Origin of the sequence: Pseudomonas sp. Irchel s3a18 (assembly GCF_900187535.1) — a bacterium.
GTDB lineage: Bacteria > Pseudomonadota > Gammaproteobacteria > Pseudomonadales > Pseudomonadaceae > Aquipseudomonas.
Window position 1 is genome coordinate 59844 of the sequence record NZ_FYDV01000024.1, and the last position, 15489, is coordinate 75332.

17 protein-coding genes are annotated in these 15489 nt (G+C 59.3%); 8 read left to right on the forward strand and 9 right to left on the reverse strand.

All coding sequences use genetic code 11. The features are described 5' to 3' along the window. Positions 1 to 2 precede the first annotated feature (2 nt). The 3 genes from trpD (at position 3) to CKW29_RS23705 (ending at position 2654) form a co-directional block, all read left to right on the forward strand. Positions 3 to 1052, forward strand: a complete 1050-nt coding sequence (gene trpD / locus CKW29_RS23695) for an anthranilate phosphoribosyltransferase (protein WP_095147232.1) — start codon at positions 3 to 5, stop codon at positions 1050 to 1052. Then, on the forward strand, positions 1049 to 1885 hold the full coding sequence (trpC, locus tag CKW29_RS23700; RefSeq protein WP_095147231.1) for an indole-3-glycerol phosphate synthase TrpC: 837 nt from the start codon (positions 1049 to 1051) through the stop codon (positions 1883 to 1885). The genes trpD and trpC overlap by 4 nt, the downstream gene beginning before the upstream one ends. A 67-nt stretch (positions 1886 to 1952) precedes the next feature. After that, the gene (locus CKW29_RS23705) at positions 1953 to 2654 is read left to right on the forward strand and encodes a lipoate--protein ligase family protein (protein WP_095147230.1); all 702 of its coding nucleotides are present in this window, start codon (positions 1953 to 1955) and stop codon (positions 2652 to 2654) included. Here CKW29_RS23705 and crp read toward each other — a convergent pair. Beyond that, positions 2651 to 3295: a cAMP-activated global transcriptional regulator CRP gene (gene crp / locus CKW29_RS23710; RefSeq protein WP_095082968.1), complete on the reverse strand. Its 645-nt coding sequence runs from the start codon at positions 3293 to 3295 to the stop codon at positions 2651 to 2653. The two genes, CKW29_RS23705 and crp, sit on opposite strands and share 4 nt — an antisense overlap. Before the next feature lie 236 nt (positions 3296 to 3531). On the opposite strand from crp, the gene CKW29_RS23715 reads away from it, so the two are divergent. Further along, on the forward strand, positions 3532 to 3954 hold the full coding sequence (locus CKW29_RS23715; protein WP_005792019.1) for an OsmC family protein: 423 nt from the start codon (positions 3532 to 3534) through the stop codon (positions 3952 to 3954). Positions 3955 to 4192: 238 nt separating this feature from the next. Then, positions 4193 to 4987, forward strand: coding sequence for an adenosylmethionine decarboxylase (gene speD / locus CKW29_RS23720; protein WP_095147229.1), 795 nt, complete (start codon positions 4193 to 4195; stop codon positions 4985 to 4987). Between the two features lie 79 nt (positions 4988 to 5066). Here the strand turns inward: speD and coq7 are convergent, their stop codons facing one another. The 6 genes from coq7 to hemJ form a co-directional block, all read right to left on the reverse strand. Then, positions 5067 to 5714, reverse strand: coding sequence for a 2-polyprenyl-3-methyl-6-methoxy-1,4-benzoquinone monooxygenase (gene coq7, locus CKW29_RS23725; protein ID WP_095147228.1), 648 nt, complete (start codon positions 5712 to 5714; stop codon positions 5067 to 5069). Positions 5715 to 5873: 159 nt separating this feature from the next. Beyond that, a complete protein-coding gene (locus CKW29_RS23730) occupies positions 5874 to 6212 on the reverse strand; it encodes a histidine triad nucleotide-binding protein (RefSeq protein ID WP_095082976.1) in 339 nt (112 codons plus the stop codon). An 81-nt stretch (positions 6213 to 6293) separates the two neighbouring features. Further along, complete coding sequence (locus CKW29_RS23735; RefSeq protein WP_095147227.1) at positions 6294 to 7082, reverse strand: SDR family oxidoreductase; 789 nt, start codon at positions 7080 to 7082, stop codon at positions 6294 to 6296. Between the two features lie 62 nt (positions 7083 to 7144). Continuing rightward, positions 7145 to 8065, reverse strand: coding sequence for a DUF805 domain-containing protein (locus tag CKW29_RS23740; RefSeq protein WP_095149214.1), 921 nt, complete (start codon positions 8063 to 8065; stop codon positions 7145 to 7147). Between the two features lie 81 nt (positions 8066 to 8146). Further along, on the reverse strand, positions 8147 to 9115 hold the full coding sequence (locus CKW29_RS23745) for a nitronate monooxygenase family protein (protein ID WP_095147225.1): 969 nt from the start codon (positions 9113 to 9115) through the stop codon (positions 8147 to 8149). Between the two features lie 33 nt (positions 9116 to 9148). Further along, positions 9149 to 9580 (reverse strand): protoporphyrinogen oxidase HemJ, encoded by a 432-nt coding sequence (hemJ, locus tag CKW29_RS23750; protein WP_095147224.1) that lies wholly within the window; start codon positions 9578 to 9580, stop codon positions 9149 to 9151. A gap of 134 nt (positions 9581 to 9714) precedes the next feature. Here hemJ and argC point away from each other — a divergent pair, with 134 nt between their 5' ends. Together argC and erpA are read left to right on the forward strand one after the other, a co-directional pair. Then, a complete protein-coding gene (gene argC / locus CKW29_RS23755) occupies positions 9715 to 10749 on the forward strand; it encodes an N-acetyl-gamma-glutamyl-phosphate reductase (protein ID WP_095082986.1) in 1035 nt (344 codons plus the stop codon). A 154-nt stretch (positions 10750 to 10903) separates the two neighbouring features. Further along, positions 10904 to 11254: an iron-sulfur cluster insertion protein ErpA gene (gene erpA / locus CKW29_RS23760; protein WP_027617200.1), complete on the forward strand. Its 351-nt coding sequence runs from the start codon at positions 10904 to 10906 to the stop codon at positions 11252 to 11254. A gap of 73 nt (positions 11255 to 11327) precedes the next feature. Here erpA and CKW29_RS23765 read toward each other — a convergent pair whose 3' ends face one another. Together CKW29_RS23765 and CKW29_RS23770 are read right to left on the reverse strand one after the other, a co-directional pair. Further along, positions 11328 to 12419: an anhydro-N-acetylmuramic acid kinase gene (locus tag CKW29_RS23765; protein ID WP_095147223.1), complete on the reverse strand. Its 1092-nt coding sequence runs from the start codon at positions 12417 to 12419 to the stop codon at positions 11328 to 11330. Positions 12420 to 12422: 3 nt separating this feature from the next. Beyond that, the gene (locus tag CKW29_RS23770) at positions 12423 to 13841 is read right to left on the reverse strand and encodes a peptidoglycan DD-metalloendopeptidase family protein (protein WP_095149215.1); all 1419 of its coding nucleotides are present in this window, start codon (positions 13839 to 13841) and stop codon (positions 12423 to 12425) included. A 209-nt stretch (positions 13842 to 14050) separates the two neighbouring features. Between CKW29_RS23770 and tyrS the strand changes: the two genes are divergently transcribed. Then, positions 14051 to 15250 carry a tyrosine--tRNA ligase gene (gene tyrS / locus CKW29_RS23775; RefSeq protein WP_095147221.1) on the forward strand — a complete coding sequence of 400 codons (1200 nt, stop codon included), beginning with the start codon at positions 14051 to 14053 and terminating at the stop codon, positions 15248 to 15250. The last annotated feature ends 239 nt before the right edge of the window (positions 15251 to 15489 follow it).

The window sequence follows — 15489 nt, forward strand, 5'->3', positions numbered from 1 at the left end:
CCATGGATATCAAGACTGCCCTGAGCCGTATCGTCGGCCATCTGGACCTGAGCACTGAGGAAATGCGCGATGTGATGCGCGAAATCATGACCGGGCAATGCTCGGATGCGCAGATTGGCGCGTTCATGATGGCCATGCGGATGAAGAGCGAGAGCATCGACGAGATCGTGGGTGCGGTATCGGTCATGCGCGAGCTGGCAGACAAGGTCGAGCTGAAAACCCTCGACGGCGTTGTCGATGTGGTGGGTACGGGCGGCGACGGGGCGAACATCTTCAACGTGTCGACCGCGTCCTCCTTTGTGGTGGCCGCGGCCGGTTGCACCGTTGCCAAGCATGGTAACCGTGCGGTCTCCGGCAAGAGCGGCAGCGCCGACCTGCTGGAGGCAGCCGGGATCTACCTGAACCTGACGCCTGTGCAAGTGGCACGCTGCATCGACAACGTTGGTATTGGTTTCATGTTTGCCCAATCCCATCACAGTGCGATGAAATACGCCGCAGGTCCACGCCGCGATCTGGGTCTGCGCACGCTGTTCAACATGCTCGGCCCGCTTACGAATCCGGCCGGTGTGAAGCACCAGGTCGTGGGTGTGTTCAGTCAGGCATTGTGCCGGCCGTTGGCCGAGGTCTTGCAACGCCTGGGCAGTAAACATGTGCTGGTGGTGCATTCGAAGGACGGCCTGGACGAGTTCAGCCTGGCAGCCCCGACCTTTGTCGCGGAACTGAAAGACGACCGGATCAGCGAGTACTGGGTCGAACCAGAGGATTTGGGCATGAAGAGTCAGAGCCTGCATGGTCTGGCGGTGGAAAGCCCGGCAGCCTCGCTGGAGCTGATTCGCGATGCGCTGGGGCGTCGCAAAACCGAAAACGGTCAGAAAGCCGCGGAAATGATCGTGCTCAATGCCGGTGCCGCGCTGTACGCCGCTGATCATGCCAGCAGCCTGAGAGAAGGCGTGGCCCTGGCTCACGACGCTCTGCATACGGGGCTGGCACGAGAAAAACTTGAAGAATTGGGTGCGTTTACCGCGGTATTCAGAGTGGAGAATGAGGCATGAGTGTACCGACGGTGCTGGAAAAGATTCTCGCCCGCAAGGTTGAGGAAGTGGCCGAGCGCAGCGCGCGCGTGACACTGGCCGAGGTCGAAGTGCTGGCCAAGGCCGCGGACGCGCCTCGTGGTTTTGCCCAGGCGTTGCTGGCCCAGGCCAGGCTCAAGCAGCCAGCGGTGATTGCCGAAATCAAGAAGGCTTCACCCAGCAAGGGCGTGATTCGCGAGAATTTCGTACCGGCAGAGATTGCCCGCAGCTATGAGAAGGGCGGCGCGACCTGCTTGTCGGTGCTCACCGATATCGACTACTTCCAGGGCGCGGACATCTACCTGCAACAGGCTCGCGCCGCGTGCAAGCTGCCGGTCATCCGCAAGGATTTCATGATCGATCCGTACCAGATCGTTGAAGCCCGCGCACTGGGCGCCGATTGCGTACTGCTGATCGTTGCCGCGCTGGACGATGTGAAAATGGCCGAACTGGCCTCTGTCGCCAAAGGCGTGGGGCTCGACGTGCTGGTGGAAGTCCACGACGGTGATGAGCTGGAGCGGGCATTGAAAGTGCTCGATACTCCGTTGGTCGGGGTGAACAACCGCAACCTGCACACCTTTGACGTCAGCCTGGAAACTACCCTCGACCTGTTGCCGCGCATCCCGCGTGATCGCCTGGTCATCACCGAAAGTGGCATCCTCAACCGCGCCGATGTCGAGCTGATGGAAATCAGCGAGGTGTACTCGTTCCTGGTGGGCGAAGCCTTCATGCGCGCCGAGAATCCGGGCGCGGAACTGCAGCGCTTGTTCTTTCCGGAGCGTGGCGTGCCCGTCAGCGGCTCTACACTCGACTGAACCTGACTCAATCAAGAAGCCGGCAATGCCGGCTTTTTTGTAGCCACAGACAAGGATTCTCACTGCCATGACTCAACCCATTGCCTTGACCGTCGAAGCCGGACTGCAAGCTGAGCAGGACCTGTTGGCGACGGTGTGTGCCGGCGCCCAGGAGTTCGGCTTGTTGTTTTGGCAGCCGAGTGATCGTGCGCTGGTCATGCCCAGGCGCTTGAGTCGCTTGCCGGGGTTCGACGTGGCATGCCAGGCGTCGGCGGCGAATGGCTGGCCGGTGCTGCTGCGCGAAACCGGTGGTGAACCGGTGCCGCAGTCGGCGGCGACCATCAACATCGCACTGGTCTACGCGCCGCCGCGCAGTGAAGGGGATCATGGGCGTATCGAAACGGCTTATCGGCGGTTGTGCGATCCGATTTGCCAGTTGCTGACGGAATTGGGTGGCCATGCATCGCTGGGTGAAGTCGAAGGCGCTTTCTGTGACGGGCGTTTCAACGTCAATCTAGACGGGCGCAAGATGGTCGGTACGGCTCAGCGCTGGCGCCAGAGCAAGGGCGGGCAACGTCCGGTCGGGTTGGTGCATGGGGCATTGTTGCTGGACGACGAACGCGAGTCGATGGTGGCGGCGGTAAACCGCTTCAACGAAGTCTGCGGCCTGGAGCAGCGGGTGCGGGCGCAGAGTCATATCGCCCTGCACGAACACTTCGCCGCGCCCCATGCGGTCGAGCGTCTGGACAGTCTGTACCGGGAGATGCTGGCCGAGATGCTGCCGGCTTAACGGGTGCCGAACACGACCATGGTTTTACCTTTGACGTCGACCAGATTGCGCTCTTCCAGGTCCTTGAGCACGCGTCCGACCATTTCCCGCGAGCAACCGACGATGCGCCCGATTTCCTGGCGGGTGACTTTGATCTGCATGCCGTCAGGGTGGGTCATGGCGTCGGGTTGCTTGCACAACTCCAGCAGGCAGCGGGCGACGCGGCCCGTGACGTCGAAGAACGCCAGGTCGCCGACCTTGCGCGTGGTATTGCGCAGGCGTTGGGCAATCTGACCGCTGAGCACGTACAGAATGTCCGGATCTTGCTGGGACAACTCGCGGAATTTGCAGTAGCTGATCTCGGCCACTTCGCACTCGACCTTGGCGCGAACCCAGGCACTGCGTTCCTGCTCATGGCCTGCTTGCTCGAACAGCCCCAGTTCCCCGAAGAAGTCCCCTGCGTTGAGGTAGGCGATGATCATTTCCCGCCCGTCATCATCCTCGATCAGGATGGTCACTGAACCCTTGATGATGAAGAACAAGGTGTCGGAACGATCGCCGGCGCAAATGATGTTGCTCTTGGCCTGGTACCGACGGCGCTGGCAATGCATCAACAGTTTGTCGAGGTTCTTGATTTTGGGTGTTGGGGTAACAGCAACCATGGTTGTATCCCGAAAAGACTTCACGGTGTGGTGTGTTTTTTTTATGTGCCGCGGATGACGGTCGCGCAAAGGCGGGTCGGGCGTCAGTGATTTGGCGCCAGCTTACCAGACGCATTCCGTCGTTATTCGAGAATTTATCAATCGCGATGGCGTCGTGTAGGCGCTCAAGCTGGCGGCTGTCAATCGAAGGCCCTGTGCTAAGCTGGCGACCCTTTTTTTACAGTGGAGTCTGGGCGATGAAGGCACGCATCCAATGGGCTGGCGAAGCCATGTTCCTCGGTGAATCCGGCAGCGGTCACGTCGTGGTCATGGACGGTCCGCCCGAGGCTGGTGGTCGTAACCTGGGCGTTCGGCCGATGGAAATGCTCCTGCTCGGTGTCGGTGGTTGCAGCAACTTCGACGTGGTCAGCATTCTGAAAAAGTCTCGCCAGGCCGTGGAGAGTTGCGAAGCGTTCCTGGAAGCCGAGCGCGCGACTGAAGATCCGAAAGTCTTCACCAAAATCCATATGCATTTTGTGGTCAAGGGCCGGGCGCTGAAAGAAGCCCAGGTCAAACGCGCTATCGAGCTGTCGGCCGAGAAGTATTGCTCGGCCTCGATCATGCTCGGTGCGGCCGGCGTTGCCATCACCCACGACTACGAAATCATCGAGTTGGGTTGAATCGACATTCAACTATCATAAAAGCAGTGCAGACTCTGGCGATCACTGGCCCAGGTCTGCATAATGCGCCACTTTTTTCAGGGCAGTGATCGGTCGGTCGACAGGTCACCCACCCGAACAGACAACCAAAATCGCCATCGCGAAGAGGTGTTAACCGTCCTACGCAGGTGCGTTGTTCGCATCTGACGGGCATGCTTGATCACGCGGCCGGGCCGCATACACAGAGAGTTTTTAAACGGTGAAAAGCAAACTCAAGCTCCATGGGTTCAATAACCTGACAAAGACCTTGAGCTTCAACATCTATGACATCTGCTACGCGGAAACCCCGCAAGACCAGCAGGCGTATGTCGAATACATCAACCAGATGTACGACGCCGAACGTCTCACGCAGATCCTCACGGAAGTTGTCGATATCATTGGTGCCAACATCCTGAACATCGCCCGTCAGGATTACGATCCCCAAGGCGCCAGCGTGACCATTCTGATCTCCGAGGAACCGGTGACACCCACCGAGAGCCAGATCGAAGAGTCGCCGGGTCCGATACCCGAAATCATCCTGGCCCACCTCGACAAGAGCCACATCACGGTGCATACCTACCCGGAAATCCATCCGGTGGACGGTATTGCAACCTTCCGTGTGGATATCGACGTGTCGACGTGCGGGGTCATTTCACCGCTTAAGGCGCTCAACTTCCTGATTCACCAGTTCGAGTCGGATATCGTCACCGTGGATTACCGCGTTCGTGGCTTTACCCGTGATGTCGAAGGCAAGAAGCACTTCATCGATCACGAGATCAACTCGATCCAGAACTACCTTTCCGATGATACCCGCGACGGTTACCAGATGACCGACGTGAACGTGTACCAGGAAAACATGTTCCACACCAAGATGCTGCTCAAGGACTTCGAACTGGATAACTACCTGTTCGGCGACGCCACCAGCAACCTGTCGACGGAGCAGCGTGCTCAGGTGACCGAGCGTGTGAAACACGAAATGCTCGAGATCTTCTACGCGCGCAACATGCCGAGCTGACTCTTGAAGTAGAGAAGGTTCGAGCAAAAGGAAAGGGCGCTGAATCAGCGCCCTTTTTTGTGTTCGTCAATTGACGGAATCAGATGCGGTAGGTGCTCTTGGTCATGACCTTGGCCAGCAGGCTCATGCCGAATTTCACCGGTGCGGGGAAGCGAAAGCCACCGGCATCCAGCGCACTTTCCGCATGCTGTTCTTCGTCGATGCGCATCTGCTCAAGAATGGCCCGGGACTTCTCGTCCTCGGCGGGCAGTTGTTCCAGGTGTTCGTTCAAGTGCTTGCACACCTGGTCTTCCGTCGCGGCGACGAAACCGAGGCTGACTTTATCGCTGATCAACCCGGCGACGGCACCAATGCCGAACGACATGCCGTAGAACAACGGGTTGAGGATGCTGGTGTGGCTGCCGAGCTGATGGATGCGCTGTTCGCACCACACCAGGTGATCGATCTCTTCTTCCGCCGCATGCTCCATGGCAGCTCGCACTCGCGGCAGCTTGGCGGTCAGGGCCTGCCCCTGGTACAGCGCCTGGGCGCAGACTTCACCGGTATGGTTGATGCGCATCAGGCCGGCGACGTGACGGGTGTCTTCGTCGCTCATTTTCGCATCGGGCTGCAGGATGGCGGGCGAAGGGCGATAAGGCTGGCCACTGAAAGGCAGCAAAGTGCGCATCGCGGTGTCGGCTTGCAACAGAAGACGGTCAATGGGCGAGTAGTGACGTTGGGTAGTCATGCTGACCTCCGGGAAGAATCTCGGTGGCCAGTTTACCGCAATCGGCCGGTGATGGTTTGCGCTGGGTCATTGCAGAAGACCACCAGGCATTGGCAGATACTGGTTTTGTGGCGAGGGAGCTTGCTCCCTCACCACGGAAAATCCGAGCCGGTCCGCAAATCAGCCCGGCGGCCAGTGCATCTGGCGCTGACCCAGTACGTGCATATGGATGTGGTAGACGGTTTGCCCGCCCAGCTGATTGCAGTTCATCACCACGCGAAAACCTTCTTCGCAGCCCAGTTCCAGTGCCAGGCGTTGGGCGGTGAACAGAATGTGTCCGGCCAGTGCCTTGTCGTCCTCGGTGAGGTCGTTGAGGGTACGAACCGGCTTTTTCGGGACGACCAGAAAATGCACGGGGGCCTGTGGGGCGATGTCGTGGAAGGCCAGAACCTGGTCATCCTCGTAAATGATCTTGGCAGGTATTTCTCTGTTGATGATCTTGGTGAACAGAGTATCCACAGCTGTTTCTCCATGTTGATGGGCCGGGCTGAGTGTACTGAAGGGGATGTACTCGCGCCCAGCCTTTTACGGTGATCGAGTTCAGCGCGGGCAATAGGCCTTGTTGATCATGCCCACGATGGTTCGCGTGAGCCAGCGCGAACCCAGGCGCGGCAGGAAGGCGACCCAGCGATTGCGGCGACCGGGGATGATAATGGCGCGGTTTTTCTCCAGGGCTCGTACCGTGTACAGCGCCACTTCCTCGGGGCTCATCAACAGCTTGCTGTTGCCGAGCTTGTTGTCGTCGAGCTGGGCGGTGCGGAAGAATGCCGTACGGGTCGGGCCGGGACACAGTACCGAGACCTTGACCGCGCATTTTTTCAGTTCTACCCGCAAACCTTCCGAGAAGTGCAGCACATAGGCCTTGCTGGCGTAGTAGGTGCTCATCCACGGGCCCGGGTTGAAGGCGGCCACGGAGGCCACGTTGAGAATCTGCCCGCCACCCTGCAAGGCCATGCTGTTGCCGATGGCATGGCACAGGCGGGTCAGGGCCAGAATGTTCACTTCGATCAGGTCCTGCTCGGTCATCCAGTCCTGTGCGAGAAACGGGCCGCAGGTACCGATGCCGGCGCAGTTGACCAACAGGTCGATCTGTCGATCACCTTCTTCGAGCTCCAGCAGAAAGCCGGACAGGCGCAGTGGCTCGCCCAGGTCGCAGGCGCGAAACAGCACCTCGACGCCAAAGCGCTGGGTCAGTTCGATCGCGATGCTTTCAAGCTGATCACGTTGGCGGGCCACCAGTATCAGGCTGCGGCCACGACGCGCCAGTGCTTCGGCCATGGCCAGGCCAATGCCGCTGGAAGCACCAGTGATCAGAGCGTAACGGGTCATGCAGTTCTCCATCGCAACGGCTCGCGTCCTGTGGACAGAGAGGTCACAGGTATCAAGCGCGTTTATTCTTTCTCATAGTCTACAGGGGGCAGGGGGGCTTGCGCCGCGCCGTCTGCTTCAACCTTGTCAGTCAACGGGCTACTTTCGTAGCGGCTGCCCAGGGCGTTTTCATATTCTTCGGACAGGCCGGCGAGGCCCCCAGCCAGCGCGCCGACAACGGTCAGCACAATCACAACCAGCCACAGCGCGCTCAGCACTTTGACGGCGGTGCTGTTGGGTGGCTGTGGAGGGCCGTAGCGGTTAGCTCCGTCATTGCCCGGGATGACTGCCAGCGCCAACGGAAAAAGGCCGCCCACAAACGGTACCAGATTCAAGAACCACAACCAGCCTGACCACCCCAGGTCGTGCAAGCGTTGCACGCTGATGGTGATATTCACATAGAAGTAAGCCAGCAAGGCGACGACACAAACAAGTGCGCCCAACACCCGTTGATCGTCGGCCAGCAACCCTAATCCGAGGGTGCCGGCAACGGCACCAATGATCATTAGGGCGGCCAGGGACCAGGCGAGATAACGCAGGCGACCGATTCGTCCCTGGACGCTGAACACCTTGAGTTCGGAAAACGCTGGCAAGGCCTCACCCACCGGAGCACGGGGAGGTGCATAAGGAGACGCATCACGCTCGGGCGCGACTGGCGCCACAGGGCTGGCAGGGGGTGGCTGGACGTCGGTCAGGTTGAGCTCGATGGCCGGTCCGGCTTCGATACGCGCATCAATGCCGGTTTTCGACAGCGCATTGAGATAGGTATGAGCGTCCGCCTGGGACAGGTCGCGCTTGAGTGTCACGGGGTTGCCGGTGAAGAGCCGATCGATGGCGGTGACGTCGCTTTTGAAGAGCGCCGCGAGGTTGAGTTTGGCCGTGGTGATGTCGACCCCTGGCAGCAGGGCTCCGTCGAAGACAATCTTGAAACGGTTTTCGCTCATGCCTGGGCTTCCTTGTCACGCGTCTGGGGGGTAGTGCAGGGCAGTTTAGGCCAGCCGGAACCGGCTGGCCCGAGGTTTACGTTAACGCGGCCAGCGATTGGGTAGCCGGGCGGCGAATGCCTGAGCCTCGCGGTACTCGGCATCCAGCCGGGCGACCAGCTCATCAACGCTTGGCAGGTCGTCGATCTCACCGACACCCTGGCCGGCCGACCAGACGGTTTTCCAGGCTTTCGCTTCATCGCTCACAGGCTTGAGCTTGGCGCCGAAGTTGATTTCACCCTTGCCTTGCAGCGCATCGATATCAAAACCGGCGTTGAGCAGGCTTTGACGCATGAAGCTGGCTGGAACGCCGGATACCGCTGGCGTATGGACAATGTCGGCGGCTCTGGAAGACAGCAGCATCGCTTTGTAAGCTTCGGGTGCATGACTTTCAGTGGTGCCGATAAAACGTGTGCCAAAGTAGGCCAGATCCGCCCCGAGCAGTTGCGCGGCGAGAATCTCATGGCCGTGGTTCAGGCAGCCGGCCAGCAGCAGGGTTTTGTCGAAGAACTGGCGGATCTCGGCGATCAGCGAGAACGGGCTCCAGGTACCGGCGTGACCACCGGCGCCTGCGGCAACAGCGATCAGGCCATCGACACCGGCTTCGGCCGCCTTCTCGGCATGACGACGGGTCGTCACGTCGTGAAATACCAGGCCGCCGTAGCTATGCACCGCATCAACCAATTCCTTCACCGCGCCCAGGCTGGTGATCACGATGGGCACTTTGTGCTCGATGCAGATCTTCAGGTCCGCTTCCAGTCGCGGATTACTGTGGTGAACGATCAGGTTTACGGCATAGGGCGCCGGGTTCTCCAATAACGCCAGTCCCGCCTCGATCTCCTCCAGCCACGCCTTGAAGCCGCTGCTTTCACGCTGGTTAAGCGCAGGAAAGCTGCCGACCACGCCATTGCGGCAGCAGGCGAGTACCAACTGAGGGTTGGAAATCAGGAACATGGGCGCGGCCACGACAGGCAGGCGCAACTGTTGTTCGAGCAAAGCGGGCAGCGACATTGGAAGTACCCCGAGTGAATGTGACCTGTAGGTTTAGAACGGCCGTACGACGACCAGAATTACAATAGCCAGTAACATCAGAACCGGGACTTCATTGAACCAGCGATAGAAGACATGGCTGCGGGTGTTCTCGCCACGGGCAAAACGCTTCACCTGCGCGCCGCACATATGGTGGAAGCCAATCAGTAGCACCACCAGCGTCAGTTTGGCATGCATCCAGCCGCCCTGAGCGAAGTAGGCACCGGGATTGAGGCTGATCAGCCAGCCGCCGAAGATCAGCGTGGCAATCATCGCCGGCCCCATGATCCCCCGATACAGCTTGCGCTCCATGACGCTGAAGCGCTCCTTGCTGATGCTGTCCTCGCTTTGGGCGTGGTAAACGAACAGGCGCGGCAAGTAAAACAGGCCGGCAAACCAACAGACGACACTGATGATGTGAAAAACTTTGAGCCACAGATAAAGCATTTTTAGTTGTTCCCAGGTTCACGGTAACGAGATAGTAGAGGCTTGAGCCTCCGTACGTCACCTTGACGGTTGTCGCAGGCCCGGGCGCACCCTATCATCGACGGCTTTCCAGTGGGTTCGTTGAGGGCAGGTTTATGGTCAAGGTCGGTATCGTCGGCGGCACGGGTTACACCGGTGTCGAATTGCTGCGTCTGTTGGCACAGCATCCGCAAGCAGAAGTGGTCGTGATCACTTCCCGATCCGAGGCCGGCCTGGCCGTTGCCGACATGTACCCGAACCTGCGCGGTCACTACGACGGCCTGGCGTTCAGCGTTCCGGACGTCAAGACCCTGGGTGCTTGCGACGTGGTGTTCTTCGCCACGCCCCATGGTGTGGCTCACGCGTTGGCGGGCGAATTGCTCGCGGCCGGGACCAAGGTCATCGACCTGTCGGCCGACTTCCGCCTGCAGGACGCCGATGAGTGGGCCAAGTGGTACAACCAGCCGCACGGTGCGCCAGAACTGCTGGAGGAGGCTGTTTACGGCCTGCCGGAAGTCAATCGTGAGCAGATCAAGCAGGCTCGCCTGATTGCTGTGCCAGGGTGCTACCCGACCGCCACGCAATTGGGTTTTTTGCCCTTGCTCGAAGCCGGTCTGGCCGATACCACGCGCCTGATCGCTGACTGTAAATCCGGCGTCAGCGGTGCCGGTCGTGGCGCGGCCGTCGGTTCGCTGTACTCCGAGACTTCGGAAAGCATGAAGGCCTACGCGGTAAAAGGGCATCGTCACCTGCCTGAAATTCGCCAGGGCCTGCGCCGCGCGGCGGGTAAAGACGTGGGGCTGACCTTCGTTCCGCACCTGACACCAATGATTCGCGGTATCCACTCCACGCTCTATGCCACCGTTGTCGACCGTTCGGTGGACTTGCAGGCGCTGTTTGAAAAGCGTTATGCCAACGAGCCGTTCGTCGATGTCATGCCGGCCGGCAGCCATCCGGAAACCCGTAGCGTGCGGGGTGCCAACGTTTGCCGAATTGCGGTTCACCGTCCACAGGATGGCGATCTGGTGGTGGTCCTGTCGGTGATTGACAACCTGGTCAAGGGCGCGTCCGGTCAGGCGGTGCAGAACCTAAACATCCTGTTTGGCCTGGATGAGCGACTGGGGCTGTCTCACGCCGGGATGTTGCCGTAAGAACAGCCATAAGCTGCAAGCTTGAAGCTACAAGCTTGCAGCTCAGTATTTGTAGCTTGCCGCTGCTCCTAGAATAGTTGACCGATTTTCTGGGAGAAGCGGATAATGCGCGTCATCACGCATTATGGCGGCGTAACGCCGGGAGATAGTCAGCATGAGCGTCGAATCCTTCACCCCCACGGCTTTGCAATTCACCCACGGTGCCGCGCACAAGGTGAAGAGCCTGGTCGATGAAGAGGGTAATGATCGCTTGAAGCTGCGCGTATTCGTTACGGGCGGCGGTTGTTCAGGGTTTCAGTACGGCTTTACCTTCGATGAAGAAGTGGCCGATGACGACACCATCGTCGAGCGCGAGGGTGTCAGCCTGGTCGTCGATCCGATGAGCTATCAGTACCTGGCCGGTGCCGAGGTGGATTATCAGGAAGGTCTGGAAGGTTCGCGGTTTGTGATCAAGAACCCGAACGCGACCACGACCTGTGGCTGCGGTTCTTCGTTCTCGATCTGATCGATCCGGGCAGTATCAGCGGTACTCAGCGCCGCATGGCTTCACGGCCATGCGGCGTTTTGCTGTCTGCTGTTCAGGCGGGATAGATGGCGCCAAGCACCCGCAGACCGCGTGCGCCGGTGACGCTTGGACGGTTGGCCGGAATGCTTTCGAGGCAGCAGTGGGCCAGCCAGGCGAAGGCCATGGCTTCGACCCAGTCCGGATCTACGCCGTAAGCGGCCGTACTGTCGACCTGGGCATTGGGCAGCAGGCTGGCGAGGCGAGCCATCAGCGTCGTGTTATGGGCGCCGCCGCCGCACACCAGCAGTTCCTGCGTGTCGGCCTGTGCCGCTTGTAGAGACTCGACGATGGTCAGTGCAGTCAATTCCAGCAAGGTGGCTTGCACGTCTTGCGCTGCGAACACGGGAAGTCGTGCCAGGTGCTGTGTCAGCCAGTGCAGGTTGAACACTTCGCGGCCGGTGCTTTTCGGGCCCTTGGTCAGGAAGAACGGGTCACTGAGCAAGGCTTTGAGCAAGGTCGGCTCGACTGTGCCGCTCGCCGCCCATTGGCCATCGCGGTCGAACGTTTCGTTGCGTTGCTGATGGATCCAGGCGTCCAGCAGGACATTCCCGGGGCCACAGTCAAAGCCCGAGACCGGCTTGGCAGTCTCGATCAGGCTCAGGTTGCTGAAGCCGCCCACGTTCAGAACCGCACGGTTGCCCCCGCGTTGTTCAAACAAGGCTTCATGAAAGGCCGGAACGAGGGGGGCGCCTTGCCCGCCAGCCGCCACATCGCGGCTACGGAAGTCACTGACGACGGTGATACCGGTCAATTCGGTGAGCTGGGCAGGGTTACCGATCTGAACGGTAAAGCCCCGCGCCGGCTCGTGACGAATGGTCTGGCCGTGGCTGCCGATGGCCCGGATATCAGCGGCGCTGAGCTGTTGATCGGTCAGGAGGGCATTGATGCCCTGGGCGGCCAGTGCGACCCAGTGCTGCTGGGCAATCGCGGAGCGGGCAATCTCGTCGGGCCCGCTGGCACACAAGCCGAGCAGCTCGGTGCGCAGGGAGTCGGGCATCGGGATGTAGTGCGTGGCGATCAGCCTGATCGCCGTTGTTTGCTCGATCAGCGCAATGTCCAGGCCGTCAAGGCTGGTACCGGACATCACGCCTATATAGAGCGCCATGGCTTAGCGCTTGCTCGAAGCCAGCATCGTGGCCTTTTCTTGATCCATGCGCGCCATCAGCGGCTGGCTCTGTTGCAGGAAGCGCGCACGTTCGTTCTTGGCGATCGGGTCTGCCATCGGCAGCTTCTGGCCCAGAGGGTCGACGTGAACGCCGTTGACCTGGAACTCATAGTGCAGGTGCGGACCGGTCGAGAGGCCGGTGGTGCCGATGTAACCGATCACCTGGCCCTGCTTGACGCTACCGCCGGTCTTCACGCCTTTGGCGAAGCCTTGCATGTGGCCGTACAGGGTCTGGTAGGAATTGCCGTGCTGGATGATCACGGTATTGCCGTATCCACCGCGACGGCCAGCCAGCAGCACTTTACCGTCGCCGGCCGCCTTGATCGGCGTGCCACGAGGGGCGGCGTAATCGACGCCTTTGTGGGCGCGTATTTTGTTCAGAATTGGATGCTTGCGTCCCATGGAGAAACGCGAGCTAATACGGGCGAAGTCCACCGGCGTGCGAATGAACGCCTTGCGCATGCTGTTGCCATCGGCGGTGTAGTAGCTGCTGTTGCCTTGCTTGTTGGTGTAGCGCACGGCGGTGTAGGTCTTGCCGCGGTTAGTGAAGCGGGCGGACAGGATCGGGCCGTTGCCGACGGCTTTGCCGTTGACGACTTTCTGTTCGTAGATCACATCGAATTCGTCGCCCTGGCGAATGTCCTGGGCAAAGTCGACGTCGTAGCCAAACACGCTGGCCATGTCCATGGTCAGGCTATGGGACAGGCCTGCGCGAGCGGCGGACTGCGACAGCGAGCTGTTGATCACGCCGTGCACATAGGCGGAGCGCACGGTTGGCTTGGCCGTGGTGCGGCTGAAGGTATAGCCCTTGGCGTTCTTGCTCAGGCTGATGCTGTCAAGATCGCTGACCTTGCTGTGCAGCTGGGTGAGCTGGCCGTCGGGGTCGAGTTCGAACTCGAGCTTCTGGCCGCGTTTAAGCCGGGTGAACTGCTTGGCTTGCTTGTCGCTGGCCAGGATTTCGCTCGCCAGCGTGGAGGGCAGGCCTACTTTTTCAAACAGCGTGGAAAGCGTGTCACCTTTGGCGACTATGACTTCCTTGTGGCTGGGGCTTTTCTTTTCTTCAACCACTGGTGCCGGGGCGGCTTGAGCCGTCTGCGGGGTGTCGTCGATGCTGTTTTCAATCTGAGCGAAGGGAGATTGTACGGGGTCGTTTGTGGCTTGAACGGCGTCAGCAGCGTCTTGATCTTGTGTCAGTTGTTCAACAGGGCTTTCCAGTTCAAGGTTCAGGGTTGTCTTTTTGGCTTCGACGTCACTGGATGGAAACACCAGGAGTGCCAGGCTGAGCAGGGCGGCAATGCCACTTGCCGCGAGCAGGTGAGTCTTCGGATAAAGCGGAGGCGCTTTAGACGGTTCTGTGGTCATAGGTAATTTGACTTTGGAAAAGATGATATGGAAAAAATGAATAACAAGATGAAGATGAAATAACTGTATAAAATATAACCAAATCGCCTTTTAAGCAAGCCGCGGATGCTCTGTTCGTGGATTGATGCCCGTGCGCCGGGCAAAACTTGTATTTGGTGCGCGATCTTGTATGGTTGGTTCCCTTTGAATCTGAGCCTTGCAGGTTGGTTATGAAGTCGGTTGAAGAGCAGCTAGCGCTGATCAAACGTGGTGCGGAAGAATTGTTGGTCGAGTCCGAGCTGGTCGAGAAGCTCAAGCGCGGCCAGCCGCTGCGTATTAAGGCTGGCTTCGATCCGACCGCGCCGGATCTGCACCTGGGTCATACGGTGCTTATTAATAAGCTGCGTCAGTTCCAGGATCTGGGGCATCAGGTCATCTTCCTGATTGGTGACTTCACCGGGATGATCGGTGATCCGAGCGGCAAGAGTGCTACGCGTCCGCCGTTGACTCGCGAGCAGGTTCTCGAGAATGCCGAGACCTACAAGACTCAGGTATTCAAGATCCTTGATCCGGCCAAGACCGAGGTGGCGTTCAACTCCACCTGGATGGATCAAATGGGGCCGGCGGACTTCATTCGCCTGACCTCGCAGTACACCGTGGCTCGCATGCTCGAGCGCGATGACTTCAACAAGCGTTACTCGACCAACCAGCCTATCGCTATTCATGAGTTCCTGTATCCGCTGGTTCAGGGCTATGACTCGGTGGCGTTGCGCGCGGACGTCGAGTTGGGCGGCACGGACCAGAAGTTCAACCTGCTGATGGGGCGTGAGTTGCAGCGCAGCTATGGTCAGGAAGCTCAGTGCATTTTGACCATGCCTCTGCTTGAAGGTCTGGATGGCGTGAAGAAGATGTCCAAGTCCCTGGGCAACTACGTCGGTATCCAGGAGGCGCCGGGCGTCATGTACGGCAAGCTGGTGTCGATTCCGGATGTGCTGATGTGGCGCTATTTCGAATTGCTCAGCTTCCGTTCGATGGATGACATCGATGCCTTGCGCGCGGATGTCGAGGCGGGCGCGAATCCGCGGGACATCAAGATCAAGCTGGCTGAAGAGATCGTTGCGCGCTTCCATGGTGAAGAGGCTGCGGCGAACGCTCATCGTGCGGCGGGTAATCGCATGAAGGAAGGCGAGTTGCCGGATGATTTGCCTGAGATCGAGCTGTTCGCTGCCGAGGATATGCCTATTGCGGCTGTCCTTAATAAAGCAGGGTTGGTGAAGAACTCGGCGGTGGCTCGTGATCTGCTGGGTTCGGGTGGTGTGCGTATCGATGGCGAGGTGGTTGATCGCTCCTTTATATACGTACTGGGCGCGACCCACGTTTGCCAGGCTGGCAAGAAGGCATTTGCTCGCATTACGCTCAAATCCGAATAAAGCTGAAATAAGGGGTTGACGGCGGATTTTATCTGTCTATAATTCGCCCCACTTCCGGCGCAGTCGAAACGGAAAACTCCTTGGTAAACAAAGAGTTACGCAGTTTTCGGCAGCAAGTTGCTTCAGGTCATCGAAGTCGAAAGGAAGTTGAAAAAGAGGTGTTGACAGCAGTGTGTAACGCTGTAGAATCCGCCTCCCGCTGACGAGAGATCGAAAGCGCAAGTGGTTGAAGTTGCAAA